The sequence below is a fragment of the Agromyces mangrovi genome (genome assembly GCF_030296695.1).
Lineage (GTDB): Bacteria > Actinomycetota > Actinomycetes > Actinomycetales > Microbacteriaceae > Agromyces > Agromyces mangrovi.
Window position 1 is genome coordinate 1,146,165 of the sequence record NZ_AP027737.1, and the last position, 13,391, is coordinate 1,159,555.

At 70.7% G+C, this 13,391-nt stretch carries 14 protein-coding genes and 1 pseudogene; all 15 read right to left on the reverse strand.

Annotation, left to right across the window (positions count from 1 at the left end):
- Window positions 1-68: 68 nt before the first annotated feature.
- Entirely contained in the window at window positions 69-776 is a 708-nt protein-coding gene (locus QUE38_RS05425) for a riboflavin kinase (RefSeq protein ID WP_286310585.1), read from the reverse strand.
- The gene (locus QUE38_RS05430; protein WP_286310586.1) at window positions 773-1,288 is read right to left on the reverse strand and encodes a flavin reductase family protein; all 516 of its coding nucleotides are present in this window, start codon (window positions 1,286-1,288) and stop codon (window positions 773-775) included. Before QUE38_RS05430 ends, QUE38_RS05425 begins: the two co-directional genes overlap by 4 nt.
- A gap of 29 nt (window positions 1,289-1,317) precedes the next feature.
- Window positions 1,318-1,836, reverse strand: a complete 519-nt coding sequence (locus QUE38_RS05435; protein ID WP_286310587.1) for an NADPH-dependent FMN reductase — start codon at window positions 1,834-1,836, stop codon at window positions 1,318-1,320.
- A 27-nt stretch (window positions 1,837-1,863) separates the two neighbouring features.
- On the reverse strand, window positions 1,864-2,376 hold the full coding sequence (locus QUE38_RS05440; RefSeq protein ID WP_286310588.1) for a flavin reductase family protein: 513 nt from the start codon (window positions 2,374-2,376) through the stop codon (window positions 1,864-1,866).
- Window positions 2,377-2,398: 22 nt separating this feature from the next.
- A complete protein-coding gene (locus QUE38_RS05445; RefSeq protein WP_286310589.1) occupies window positions 2,399-2,647 on the reverse strand; it encodes a hypothetical protein in 249 nt (82 codons plus the stop codon).
- Window positions 2,644-4,167, reverse strand: a complete 1,524-nt coding sequence (locus QUE38_RS05450) for an MFS transporter (RefSeq protein WP_286310590.1) — start codon at window positions 4,165-4,167, stop codon at window positions 2,644-2,646. The genes QUE38_RS05445 and QUE38_RS05450 overlap by 4 nt, the downstream gene beginning before the upstream one ends.
- Complete coding sequence (locus QUE38_RS05455; protein WP_286310591.1) at window positions 4,164-4,946, reverse strand: GntR family transcriptional regulator; 783 nt, start codon at window positions 4,944-4,946, stop codon at window positions 4,164-4,166. Before QUE38_RS05455 ends, QUE38_RS05450 begins: the two co-directional genes overlap by 4 nt.
- 40 nt (window positions 4,947-4,986) lie before the next feature.
- Entirely contained in the window at window positions 4,987-6,315 is a 1,329-nt protein-coding gene (locus QUE38_RS05460; RefSeq protein ID WP_286310592.1) for an NtaA/DmoA family FMN-dependent monooxygenase, read from the reverse strand.
- A gap of 3 nt (window positions 6,316-6,318) precedes the next feature.
- The gene (locus QUE38_RS17835) at window positions 6,319-6,870 is read right to left on the reverse strand and encodes an LLM class oxidoreductase (protein ID WP_433996982.1); all 552 of its coding nucleotides are present in this window, start codon (window positions 6,868-6,870) and stop codon (window positions 6,319-6,321) included.
- A 161-nt stretch (window positions 6,871-7,031) separates the two neighbouring features.
- Window positions 7,032-7,622 (reverse strand): annotated as a pseudogene (locus QUE38_RS17840) (LLM class flavin-dependent oxidoreductase); the annotation flags it as partial.
- Window positions 7,623-7,706: 84 nt separating this feature from the next.
- Complete coding sequence (locus QUE38_RS05470) at window positions 7,707-9,371, reverse strand: ABC transporter substrate-binding protein (protein ID WP_286310594.1); 1,665 nt, start codon at window positions 9,369-9,371, stop codon at window positions 7,707-7,709.
- 110 nt (window positions 9,372-9,481) lie between these two features.
- Window positions 9,482-10,357 (reverse strand): ABC transporter permease, encoded by an 876-nt coding sequence (locus tag QUE38_RS05475; RefSeq protein WP_286310595.1) that lies wholly within the window; start codon window positions 10,355-10,357, stop codon window positions 9,482-9,484.
- Window positions 10,357-11,394, reverse strand: coding sequence for an ABC transporter permease (locus QUE38_RS05480; protein WP_286310596.1), 1,038 nt, complete (start codon window positions 11,392-11,394; stop codon window positions 10,357-10,359). The genes QUE38_RS05475 and QUE38_RS05480 overlap by 1 nt, the downstream gene beginning before the upstream one ends.
- Complete coding sequence (locus QUE38_RS05485) at window positions 11,391-12,212, reverse strand: ABC transporter ATP-binding protein (protein ID WP_286310597.1); 822 nt, start codon at window positions 12,210-12,212, stop codon at window positions 11,391-11,393. Before QUE38_RS05485 ends, QUE38_RS05480 begins: the two co-directional genes overlap by 4 nt.
- Window positions 12,205-13,101: an ABC transporter ATP-binding protein gene (locus QUE38_RS05490; protein ID WP_286310598.1), complete on the reverse strand. Its 897-nt coding sequence runs from the start codon at window positions 13,099-13,101 to the stop codon at window positions 12,205-12,207. Before QUE38_RS05490 ends, QUE38_RS05485 begins: the two co-directional genes overlap by 8 nt.
- Window positions 13,102-13,391 lie beyond the last annotated feature (290 nt).

Sequence of the window (13,391 nt, forward strand, 5' to 3'; positions counted from 1 at the left end):
GCGGCAGGTGGCGCCGCGCTGCGCTCCGTCCGCCGCCCCGGCCGGCCTGGCGGGCAGGGGAGTTCCGCTCAGGCGCCCTCGGCCATCTCGGCGAGGTCTCCGACGGTCGGATGCGACCAGCGCAGCAGTCCCACCGGCACGCCGGCGCGCTTCGAGACGGCCTCGTGCGTGAGGCATCCGTCGCGCATCGCCTGGCGGGCCGCCTCGGCGATCGCGTCGCGTCGACGCTCCTGCCGTGCGGCGATCGCGGCGCCGGTGTCGCGCGGCCGGCGCTCGGACGCGCCCCACTCGCCGCGACGCGGCCGCACCGGCTCGCCGATCCGCTCGGCCTTCGCCCAGCGCGCCGTGGCATCCACGTCGCGCTCCAGCTGGCGCACGAGGTCCTCCGACGAGCGGAACCGCCGCTGCGGGCGCAGGTGCTTCCGCAGGGTCACGATGATCTGCGTGCCGTAGAGCGACTCGGCGAAGTCGAGCAGGAACGCCTCGAGCAGACGCACCCCGCTGCGTCCGTAGTAGGTCGGGCGGTGCCCGATCGACACCGCCGCGACGAAGCGGCGCCCGCCCTCGACGACCACGTCGGCCGCCCAGACGCCGTCGCGGATGCGCAGGCCCGCGGGCAGCACGAGGTTCGCGGTGGGGAACCCCAGGGTGCGACCGCGCTGGTCGCCCGGCACCACGGTGCCCGCGACGACCGGCTCGTCGCGGTCGAGGTCGATGGCGGCGTACTGCTCGGCCACGGGCCGGACGCGCGGCGGCGCGATCTGCGTGTCGGTCATTGCTCCATGCCCCTCAGGTGTCGGTAGGTGCCCTTGTAGAACAGCAGCGGCTCGCGCGTGTGCCACTCGGCGGGACTCATCGCGTTCACCCGCCCGATGACGATGTAGTGGTCGCCGGCCTCGTGCTCGGCCCAGAGGTCGCAGTCGAGCCACATCAGCGACCCGGCGATGAGCGGGTTGCCCGCACCGCTCGGCGTCCAGTCGATGCCGGCCCACTTGTCGGTGCCCCTGCGTGCGAACTGGCTCGACACCGCGTCCTGGTCGTGGGCGAGCACGTTCACCGCGAAGCGGCCCGCGTCGCGGATCGCGGGGTACGTGGTCGAGGTGGTCATGACGCTGAACGACACCAGTGGCGGCTCCATCGAGACGCTGTAGAACGACTGGCAGGTGAAGCCGGTCGGCGCGCCGTCGGTCATGCCGCTGATCACGGTGATGCCCGACGCGTAGTGCCCGAGCGTGTCGCGGAACGCCCGCGGATCGAAGGTCGTCCCGGGTGCGATGTCCATGCTCATGTCCGTCTCCTCGTGGGTGCGGTCGTGGGTCAAGCGCCGGCGGCGACGGGTCGGATGGCGCCGGCGACGGCGGTGACGGATGCCCCCCAGCGCGCGAGCCACGCGTCGAGCGCGCCCTCGTCGGCGTAGTGCTTGTCCGAGAGGTACAGCCCCTGCGTCGGCGTGGTCGCGCCGAGTTCGACGAGCACGGGCTTCAGGAGCAGCTCGGGCGCCATGAAGTGGGCGGGGCCCGCGCCGAGCATCAGCGGGATGGCGGTCACCCCGGCCATGCCGTCGCCGGTCTCGAACTGGTCGAGGAACAGCTTCAGGATGCCGCTGTAGGTCGCCTTGAACGTCGGCGACGCGATCACCACCAGGTCGCTCGATTTGACGGTGGCGACCGCGTCGCCGACGGCCTGATCACCCCAGCCCATGAGGCCGGGGCCGAGCGTGACGAGGTCGATCTCGTTCCAGCGCTCGGCGAATGCACGGGCGACCACGCGCCCGGCATCGAGGGTCTTCGAGTCCGGCTTCGGGTTGCCGGCCACGACGGTCACGTTCAGGGTCATGCGGGTCTCCTTGCTGGTCGTGCCGCGTCAGGCGGCGAAGTCGTCGGTTGCGGCGAGCAGCGAGCGGAACGCGCGACCGTGGTAGATGAGCGGCTCGACGTCGTCGCTGACGGAGAGGTCGTGCACGTCGAGCACCACGAGGTCGTGGTCGCCCGACGGCACCTCGGCGCGCACCGAGCACTCGAGCGTCAGGACCGAGCCGTCGATCGTCACGGCCCCCTCGGTGCCGTGCGTGAGCGCCAGGCCCGCGAACCGGTCGCGCGAGCGCGACGCCAGCTGCATGCACGCCGCCTCGTGCCCGGTGGCGAGCACCGAGACGCCGAGGCGCTGCGCGCGCCGCAGCACCGGCCAGGTGCGCGAGCCGCGCTGCGCGGAGAACAGCACCTGCGGCGGCTCGAACGAGATCCCGACGGTGAACGACGTCGACACGAAGCCGACGGGCACGTCGTCGACGATCGCCGTGATGGCGGCGACCCCCGACGGGAACGCGGCGAAGGCCGACTCGACCATGGGGCGTTCTGCCAGCGAGACGGTGCGCATGTCGGTTCCTTTCGTGGTGCGGTCAGACTTCGGCGACGAGTGTTGCGTTGATTCGATTGAACCCGTGCGCAGTTTCTGCTGGGTGACTCCTGCATTGCGCCTGCTTTGCGCCGTCGACGAAACATGCGAGACGCACGCCGGCCCGCGCTGAATCGCCGTTGACCGGCACTTTCACGGTGCGAGTATCGGTTGCGGCGTCGCGGCGGAGAGCCAATCCGCCGCTGCGGGCCGCCATTCGCCGGGCGATCGCACGCGGCATCCGCTCGGTCATGCGCCGTGCTCGCAGTGCGCCTCGACCGTGTCCTCCACGTGCGACCGCAGGTGGATGGCGGGCATCGCCAGGACGGCGACGAACGCCGGCACGACCGCCACGGCGGAGACCGCGAACAGCACGGGCATGCCGTGGAGGTACGCCTCCGCCTCGCTCGCGCCGTCGCCCATGAGCCCGGTCACGACGGCGGTGAGCACCGCCCCGAGCGCCACGAGGCCGACCGTGCCGCCCAGCACGAAGAGCATGAGCACGGTGGCGCCCATCGAACCGGCCTGGTCCTGTCGCCCCGACACCTGCGAGGCGAGGATGAGGTTCTGGGTCATCGCCCCGAGGCCGCACGCCAGCAGCACGGTGCCCGCGATCGTGAGCGGCACGGGGGCGAGGTTCACGGTCGCGAGCACGGCGTTGCCGAGCACCAGCGTGATGCTTCCGAACAGCAGCACCGGCCGGAGCTTCGCCGTCCGGCTCATGAAGCGGCCGACCGCGAACCCCGTGACGACCGTCGCGATCGCCATCGGCACGAGCAGCGTGCCCGACACGGCCGGTTGCAGGCCGAGCCCGAACTGCAGGTACTGGCTGATGAACACCGAGCCGCTGAACATCACGCTCCCGGCGGCGAACGCGGCGATGAAGATCGTCGACGTACGGCGGTGGGCGAAGAGCCGGATGGGGAGCACCGGGTCGGACGCGCGCAGCTCGACCACGATGAGCGCCGCGAGGGCGGCCAGCCCGAGGCATCCGCTCACCCAGACCAGCCAGGGGTGGTCGCCGGCATCGGGCGCGGCGGAGATCGCGATGAGCAGCGCCGTGATGGCCGTCGGCAGCAGGATCATGCCCGCGAAGTCGGCCGGCCGCGGCTCCACCGGGCGCCGGGTCACCTTGAGCGTCGCCGCGATCACGATCATCGAGGTCACCGCGAACGGCACACTGAGCAGGAAGCACCAGCGCCACCCGAGCCACGAGGTCTGCACGATGATGCCGCCCACGACCGGCCCGGCGAGGGTCGCGGTGGTCTGCGCCGTCGCCATGAACGCGTTGACACGCCCTCGCTGCCGAGGGGCGACCAGGCCCGCGAGGGTCGCGGCGGTCGAGGTGAGGATGCCGCCCAGGCCGATGCCCTGCAGGGCGCGCGCCGCGATGAGGATCGGGATGTTCGGCGCGATGCCCGCGAGCACCGAGCCGACGAGGAAGAACGCGAGGCCCGCCTGCACGACGTGCTTGGCCTCGATGCGGTCGGCCAGGCGGCCCCAGATCGAGGCGGTCGCGGTGTTGCCGAGGATCGTCGCTGCGACGATCCAGGTCGACTCGCCGGGCGTGCCGTCGAGGCTCGTCAGGATCGACGGGAGCGCGGTCGCGACGATCGTGCCGCTCAGGCCCGCGACGAACTGTGCGACGACGAGACCCGCGATCGGGGCGATGACCGGCCGGAGCGAGTCCTCGCGGGGCCTCGCCTCGCCGACCGGACGGCGCCCGCGCGCGCGCAGGCGTCTCAGCCTGCCGGAGGCGACGTCGCGGCTCATGCGTCGCCGCGCTGGATGGGCCGGTACAGCCCGTCGTGCCGGAAGTAGGTGCGAGCCGCCGCGTAGTAGACGTACTGGAGCTCGCGCGGCGTGCCGGTGTCGTCGATCAGCTGCTTCTCGCTGAGGAGGAGAGCCGCGCCCGGCGGCAGGTCGAGCATGCGGGTCGTCGCCTCGTCTCCCTGGATGGCCTCGATGGCGGTCGTCGATCGGGACAGCGGCCGCCCGAAATGCGCGAGGAACGACGACGGGAGGTCGGCGCCGTCCTCCAGCACGAACGGTCGCCGTGGCTCGACGTCGGGCGCCCAGTAGCAGGTCTCCACGCAGTACGGCCGTCCGTTCTGGACGAGGAAGTACTCGGCCACCCGCACGGGCGACTCGGGGTCGAGGTGCAGCTGCTGGCAGACGACCGGCGAGCCGGGCACCAGCCCCTCGAACAGCACGTGGACCTCGAACCCGAGCGTCGAACCCTGCGGAGTGCCGATCTCGACCCCCTCGAACAGCTCGAGGGCGGTCGTGCCGACCCGCGGCGACCGCGTCACCAGGCCGTCCTGCGCGAGCTGCACCAGCGCGCCGCGCACGGCCGCGCGCGTGGCGTTGAGCTGGGTGCCGAGGTCCGACTCGACGAGCGGATCGCCGCGGCGCACGAGCTTCGTGCGTATCGCCGTGCGCAGCAGGGCGTACACCCGGCGCGCCTGGTTCTGCTTCGCCCCGCCCGAACGCGATGCGACGGCCCGTCGGTACGCCGAGCGCGCGATGAGCGATTCGTCTTCCATCAGCATGCCTTCCTCGATTCCATTGGGTGCGGCCGGCCTCGTTCGGTCAGAACTCCGCGAGGTGCTCCGACAGCGTCGAGCCGGTGTACTCCCTGCGCGCGAGGCCCGCTCGCTGCAGCTCCGGCACGAGGCCGTCGATGACCTCGTCGACGTAGCGCATCGTGAGCTGCCCGCTGCCCGAGTAGAAGAGGTAGCCGTCGCCCGTCGTGGACTCGAGCACCTCCCCCATCCGCTCCGCGACCGTCGCCGGGGCGCCGACGAGCTCGACCGACTCGGTCGTGTCGTCGGCGAGCGCCGTGCGGAACGTCTTGCCCGCGTTCATGCGCACGAACGTGTCGGTCACGCTCTGGCCGCGCGCATCGAGCTCCGGCAGGGGCTCGTCCAGCGGGTACTCCGAGTAGTCGGTCTCGCCGCCCGACATCAACGACAGCCGCTGGCGGACCCGCTCGTCGACGCGCGCGCGATCGGCCTCGCGGCGGCGCTGGGCGTCGGCATCCGTGTCGCCGAGCGTCGGCGAGACCAGGAAGAGGATCTTGCACTCCTCCGGGTCGCGGCCGGCGGCCTCCATCTCGCGGCGCACGTCGTCGCAGTACTTGCGCATGTACTCCTCGCCCTTGGGCAGGGCGACGATGGTCGACGCGTACTTCGCGGCGAAGCGGATGCCACGGGGCGACCCGCCCGCCTGGCAGATGACCGGCCGGTACTGCGGGCTCGGGATCGTGTTCAGCGGCCCGCGGCTGCGGTGGTACTGCCCGTCGTAGTCGACCGTGTGCACCTTGCTCGACTCGATGTAACGATCCGCCTCACGGTCCTGGATCACCGCGTCGCGCTCCCACGACTCCCAGAGCTTCACGACGAGCTCGACGAACTCGTCGGCCATGTCGTAGCGCAGGTCGTGCGCCGACGTCGAGTCCTTGAGCGCGTCGTCGGAGATGCCGAAGTTCGCGAGCGCCTGGTTGGGCGCGCCGGTCACGACGTTCAGTCCGATGCGACCCCGGCTGATGTGGTCGAGCGTCGAGATCAGCCGGGCGAGCAGGTACGGCGGGTAGAAGGTGGTGTTCGCGGTCGCGATGACCCCGAGGTTGCGCGTCTCCCGGGTGATGGCCGCGGCGAGCGGCATCGGGTCGTGCTTCGGGGCGCGCGACATCTGGGCCAGCTCGAGCTCGAAGTCCCCGCCGTACGTGTTCGAGACGTAGCTCGAATCCTCGAGCAGCAGGTAGTCGAGCCGGCCCTCCTCGAGGCGTCGGGCGACGTTGATGTGGAAGTCGCCCGACGCCCACGTGTCCGCGGCCCGCCCCGACCAGGTGCGGTTCCACGACGGCGGGAGGAAGTTGGTGAACCAGCCGAGGTGCATGCGTGGTGCGGATGCGGTCACGTGTCAGAACTCCATGAGGTTGTCGCGCAGGTGCGCGTGGTTGTACGAGGTGCGGGTGCGGCCGAGCTGCTGGAGCGCGCCCACGAGCCCGTCGGTGATCTCCGTGATGCCGCGGCGCGACCCGCCTGCGGCGATCAGGAAGCCGTCGCCGCCGACCTCGTCGAAGACGCGGCTCATCTCGGCGGCGACCTTCTCGGGCGTGCCGACGAACGTGGGGTCGGTGTAGCGGATCGCCCACTTGCCGGCCGCCTCGCGCGGGGTCTTGCCGAGCTTGAGGAACTTCTCCAGCGTCGTGCGGTGCCCGTTCGTGGTGAGCTCGGGGAACGGCTTGTCGGCGTCGATCTGGGTGAAGTCGATCTCGGTGAGCGCACCCATGTGACCCAGCGCCACGTCGACGCCCGCCTGCGTGGGGTGGAGCATCGCCTCCCAGCGCTCCTTCGCCTCCGCCTCGCTGTTGCCGAGCACCGGCGTGGTGATGAACATGACCTTGCACGAGTCGGGGTCGCGACCGAGGTCGACCATGCGGCGGCGGATGTCATCGCGGAACTCGCGCATGTCCTCGATGCCCTGGGCCGCGCTGATGATCGTGTCGGCGTGGGCGGCCGCGAACTGGCGGCCGCGGGGCGACCCGCCCGCCTGGCAGTAGACCGGGCGGCCCTGCGGGGGCGCGGAACGTTGAGCGGACCGCGCACCTTGAAGTACTCGCCGACGTGGTCGATCGGGCGGACCTTGGTGTGGTCGACGTAGGTGCCGGTCGCGCGGTCCATGACCACCGCGTCCGCGTCCCACGACGACCACAGCTTCTCGGCGACCTCGACGAACTCGTCCGCCATCTCGTAGCGGGTGTCGTGCTCGTAGAGCTTTTCGAGGTTGAAGTTCTGCGCGGCGCGATCCTCGCTCGAGGTCACGATGTTCCAGCCGGCGCGTCCCTCGCTGATGTGGTCGATCGTCGCGATGGCGCGCGCGAGCAGGAACGGCGGGTAGAACGACGTCGATGCCGTCGAGATGATGCCGATGTGCTCGGTGGCCTTGGCCAGCACCGGGGCGATGCTGAGCGGGTCGCCCTTCGGCGCGTAGAGCGAGTGCTTGAGGTCGACCTCCATCGACCCGCCGTAGCCGTCGGCGACCATCGAGGAGTCCTCGAGCATCGCGTAGTCGAAGCCCGCACGCTCCATGGAGCGCACCCAGTCGATGTGGTAGTCGCCGTTCATCCACTCGCGGGCCTCGGACTCGAGGACCCACGGGCTGGTCCAGGCCGTGGAGCGGCTGAAATTCATGAACCAGCCGAGGTGCATCTTCTTTACCATTGGTGCTACTTCCTGTCTTCTCAGTGCGTGATGGATCGGGAGCGGACGGGTGGGCGACGTGGCAGCGTCGCCCACCCGTCGTCATCACTCCCCTGGGGTGACGGCGGACCAGTCGATCGTGCTGTCGGTTCGGTACTGCGCGCCCGCCAGCTCCGCGGCGACGGCCCAGTTGGCCATCGGACGTGCGATGAACACGTAGGGCGCCTCGGTGAGGAGGATCGACTCCGCCTCTGCCCAGGCCTGCCCGGCCTCGTCGGTGGTCGGCTCGCCGGCCTCGATGGCCGCGTCGACCGCTGCGTAGAAGTCGGGGTTCTCCCACCGGGCGTAGTTGGTCGTCGCACCCTCGCCCGTGAACAGGCTGATCTCGTACGACGGCGCCTGGACGATGGCACCGTCGCGCTGCAGCACGGCCTGGTACTCCGACTCCGCACGACCCGACGAGAACGCCGCGATCGGCAGCTCCTCGAGGGTGATCTCGAAGCCGGCGTCGGCGGCCGCGCTCTGGATCTGGATGGCGGCGTCGGCCACGTCGGGCGTGCCCGACGCGTAGGTCAGCGTGAACGCGACCTCCTCGAGCCCCGCCTCGTCGAGCAGCGCGAGCGCCTGGTCGGGGTCGTACGAGTACTCGGGCAGGCCCTCGTCGGTGTAGCCGGGGAGGGTCTTGTCGAGGATGCCGTGGTCGACGGTCGCCCGGCCGACGTAGACCGTGTCGACGATCTGCTCGTAGGGCACCGCGTAGGCGAACGCCTGGCGGACGAGCTCGTCGTCGAAGGGAGCCTTGTCGGTCATGAGCGGCGCCATCAGCAGGCCGTTCGACCACGAGCCGCTCGGGACGGCGACGTCGGGGTTGTCCGCCAGGTCGACCGACTCCGAGGCGCGGAGGGCCATGGCGGCCTGCACCTCGCCCGTCGCCAGGGCGCTGGCACGCGTGGCAGGGTCGGCGATGGCGCGGAAGGTGATGCGCTCGATCGCCGGGGTGCCTCCCCACCAGTTCGGGTTGGCGACCATGACGAACTCGGTGTCGCCCGACACGCTCTCGACCATGTACGGGCCGAACCCGTAGTTCGAGTCCCAGTTCGTGTCCGACCAGGTGACCGCGTAGGGGTCGTCGTCGGTCGCGTGCTCCTGCAGCAGCACCGAGTCGAAGATGCCGCCGGTGCTGTTCGCGAGCAGGGAGAGCAGCGTGAAGCCGTAGCCCGCCTCGTCGATCGTGAACGTGACCGTGTGGTCGTCGACCTTCTGGATCTGGGTCGCCGGGTCGGTGAGGATCGGCCGGTTCACGAACTGCACGGAGCTGGTCGGGGTGGCGAACTTGCGCTCGTACGTCCAGAGCACGTCATCCGCCGTCAGCGGGTTGCCGGCGGCGCTCACGGCGTCCTCGCGCAGGTGGAACGTGTAGACGAGTCCGTCCTCGCTCACCTCGTACGACTCGGCGAGGTCGCCCTCGAACGAGGAGACGTCCTGGAGCATGGTCACGCCGTCGTCGCTCGGGATGTACGGGTTCTTCACGAGGAACCCCTGGGAGAGCGTCAGGTAGTCGTACTTCGAGGTCGCGAAGGCGCCGGAGTCGTGCGCCCAGGTCGTCGGGATCCCGGCGGCGGCGACGACGATCGAGGACATCTCCTCGGCGTCGTCGCTGCTCTCGGAGCTGCCCGCGGCACAGCCGCTCAGGACGAGCGCGCTGGTGGCGGCGATGGCGGCGATCGCGGTGCGGATGCCGCGACGGTTGGTGCTGTGGAGTCGTTTCACGGTGCTGCCTTTCTGGGTGTGCGTGATGGGTTTTCGGGCAGGGTGGTGCGTTCGGAGGTGGTGCAGGGGAGGTGCGCCGATCGGCGCGGGTCGGTGGAACGGGGGTCAGGTCAGCTGCGGAGGCGCCTCACGGCGGCTCCGCCGGCGACGGCGACGGCGACGATCGCCGCGCCCAGGAAGACGGCGGGGAACACCGCCGACCACCATCGGCCGGAGATGAGGTCGGACGTCCCTCGGGAGACCATCGACCCCCACTCGGGCGTCGGCGGGGCGATCCCCACCCCGAGGAACCCGAGCGCCGCGGCGATCGCGACGGCGACGCCGAACACGACGGACACGTTCTCGACCGCGGGGATCGCCGCGTTCGGCAGCACGTGCCGAAGGCTCAGCCGCGATTCCCGCATGCCGCCGATCCGGGCCGCATCGAGGTAGGCCTCGCCTCTCACCCGCAGGGTCTCCGCCCGGGTGAGGCGTGCGGGCCCGGGGATCAGCACGATCGTCAGCACGATGCTGAGGGAGAGCTCCGTGGCGCCGAACATGGCGACGATCACCATGGCGATCACGATGAGGGGCACCGCGTCCGCCAGGTCGAGCACGCGCGAGGTGCCGCGAGCGATCAGCCCGCGCAGTCCCCCATGGGACTCCCCCATCCCGGCGAACATCCCGATCAGGATGCCGCCGAGGGTCGCGCCGAGCGTCACCACGGTGGCGATCAGCACATCGACCCGGGCAGCGGCGATGGTGCGGGAGAAGACGTCCATGCCGGCGGAGTCCGTTCCGAACCAGTAGGTGGCGTTCGGTGCGATGGCGGCTCCGCCGACCACACGGGTCGGGTCGTACGGAGTGACGTACGGACCGACGATCGCGAGCACGGCGAGCAGGGCGGCGGGCAGGAAGATCAGGTAGGTCGACCAGCGCGGCCTGGGTCGCGCGACGGGTGCGGCGACGGCCGCATCGCCCGCGGGTCCAGCGAGTCGGAGGGTCATCAGGCCACCACCATTCCGGGTCGGCGTCGGGGGTCGAGGGTCATGTTCACGACGTCCACCAGGAGATAGACGACGAGGGAGACGGCCGCGGTGAGCACGAGGAATCCCTGCAGCACCGGGAAGTCGTTGGCGTTGATCGACGCGACGGCGAACTGGCCCACGCCGCCGAGACTGAACAGCTGGTCGAGCACGATCGAGCCGCCCAGCAGCCCGCCGAAGAGCATTCCGCAGATGACGACGGCCGGCGGGGCCGCCCGCCGCATGATGCTGGCGATGACCGTCCCCCTCGAGGCGCCGGTCGAGATGCGGAAGCGCGTGGAGGGCGCATCGACCGCCTCGTCGAGCGAGATGATGAGGATCTTCATGATGAGCGGCGAGTAGCCCAACACCAGCACCAGCACGGGGAGTGCGAGGTGCGCGAGGATCGACCCGGTGATGTGCCAGTCGCCCACGAGGGCGGCGTCGATGAGCGAGAACCCGGTCACCGGCTCGGGGAGCGTCTCCACCGCCCCGACCAGGCCGACCGGCGGCGGCGCGATGCGCAGCAGCACGTAGAACAGGAAGATCGAGACCACGCCGAGCACGAAGTCGGGGATCGCCCCGGCGGTGCGGGCGTAGACGCGGATGCCCCGGCCGATGATGCTCGTCGGGGCGACCGCCGCGACGTAGCTGCCCGCGAACGCGGCGGCGATCGTCACGACCAGTCCCACGACGGTGAGCTGGAGGGTGATCGGGAATCGCAGCATCAGCTCGTCGACGACCGGCCTGCCCGAGGTGATCGAGTTCCCCATGTCGAACTGGGCGAGTCCGACGAGGTAGCGGCCGAACTGCTCGAGGAGGGTGCCGTCGAGGCCGAGGGCGGCCTCGACCCGTGCGTAGTCCTCCGGCGATGCGGCGCCGTCGCTGAGGAAGTTGAGCACGGGGTCGCCCGGCATGAGCCGGACGAGGAAGAACGCAAGCAGTGCGAAGACGAGGATGTGGACGGGCAGGGCCAGGGTCCGCATGATCCACCACCGCTGGCGACCGAGCGCGCTCATGCAGGCACCCCCTGGTGCAGGTCGTCCAGCCGGTGGGCGTCGATCAGCGAGCGCGTGTAGTCGTCGGCCGGGTCGTGCACGACCTGCTCGGTCGGCCCGCTCTCGACGACGCGGCCGTGGTGCATGACGCTCATCCGCGAGCAGATGAACGCGGTCGCGGGGAGGCCGTGCGAGACGAAGACGATCGCCGCGTCGTGCTCGGCGATGTACTGCTTGAGGAGGTTCAGGATGGCGCCCTGCACGCTGACGTCGAGCGCGGAGACGACCTCGTCGCAGACGATCACGCGGGGACGCACGATGAGTGCGCGGGCGATGGCGAAGCGCTGGCGCTGGCCGCCCGACACCCGGTGCGGCTTGCGATCGGCCAGGGCCGGATCGAGCTGGAGCGACTCGAGCACGTCGTCGAACGCGTCGTCGAGCTCGCGGCCGGTCAGCCCGTAGAGCGTGCGCAGCGGTGACTGCACCGAGTCGCGCAGCGTCCGGCGCGGGTCGAAGGACGAACTCGTGTCCTGCGGCACGTACTGCACGGTGCGTCGGAACTCGAGCTCCCGGTCGCGACGCGCGAGCCAGTCGTGCACGGGGACGTCGTTCAGGTAGACGGTGCCCGCGGTCGGCTCGTCCAGCCCGACCAGCATCCGCGAGAGCGTGCTCTTGCCCGAACCCGACTCGCCGACGATCCCCAGCGAGGTGGACGGACCGATCGTGAGGTCGACGCCGTCGACGGCGACGTGGCGCGTGCGACGCGACCCGAAGACGCGGCGCGCGTCGTCCACGCGGATCTCGGTGAAGGGCCGACGGCCGATGACGGTCTCAGGCAACCCGGGCCTCCTCCGCCTCGCGCGCCGCGACGTTCGACGCCAGCGCCATGCCGTCGATGGTCGGCAGCAGCTCCGCGTCGTGGTTCTCGAGGCTGGGGACGCACTCGACGAGTGCGCGCGTGTACGGGTGCGCCGCATCCTCGAGCCGGCTCGCCGGGAGGTCCTCGACCACGCACCCCTGGTACATGACGACCACCCGATCGGCGAACGACTGGCAGAGCCGGATGTCGTGCGTGACGATCAGCACCGCGGCGCCGGTCGTCGCCGCGAGCTCGATCATGAGCTGCATCATCTCGACCGAGCGGGAGGCGTCGAGTGCCGAGGTCGGCTCGTCGGCGATGAGCAGTCGCGGCCGGCCGCAGAGCGCGATCGCGAGCATCACGCGCTGGCGCATGCCGCCCGAGAGCTCGTACGGTCGACTGCGCATGACCCGGTCCACGTCGTGGAGGCCGACCCGGCGCAGCCACGACTCCGCCTCGGCCCGCCGTGCCTTCCCGCGCAGCTTGAGCTGGTTGCCGAGCACCGCCTCGAGTTGGCTCCCGACCGTCCAGACCGCGTCGAGCGAGGTCATCGCGTCCTGGAACATCATCGAGATGCCGGGGGTCTGGCGCGGGATGCGAGACGGCTTCCGCGTCCGCAGGTCCCGGCCGTCGAACTGGAGGGCGGATGCCTCGACGAGCGAGCCGGGCTCGGTCACGAATCCACCGACGGCCGCACACGTCGTGCTCTTGCCGGATCCGGACTCGCCCACGATGGCGACGCGCTCCCCCGGGCGGACCTCGAAGCCGGCCGAGCGCACCGCGTGCACCGCGCCCGACTCGAACGTGACGCTCAGGTCGCGGACTTCCAGCAGGGGGCGGGATTCAGTTGCGGATGGGACGTCGAGCACGTTGCATCCTTTCGGTCGTCAGCGTCGCTCCCGCCGGCGACGGACGAGGACACTGCTTCGGCGTTGAGGGAGGTGTGATCGAGTGTCCGGGCGGTTTGTTTCTGTCACCGACGGCCGGAGTTAACTCGGAGTTACGCGGAATTCGGCGGTTTCTCGCCGGGAACGCGCCGCGTCGCATCGCGGCTTCGAGGCCTGTTCTTCAACGGATGTCGTCGAAATCCGCATGTCTCCGCGGACATTGCGCCGAGATCGCGCCGTGTTACGCCACCCGAAACATGCCGGATTCCAGC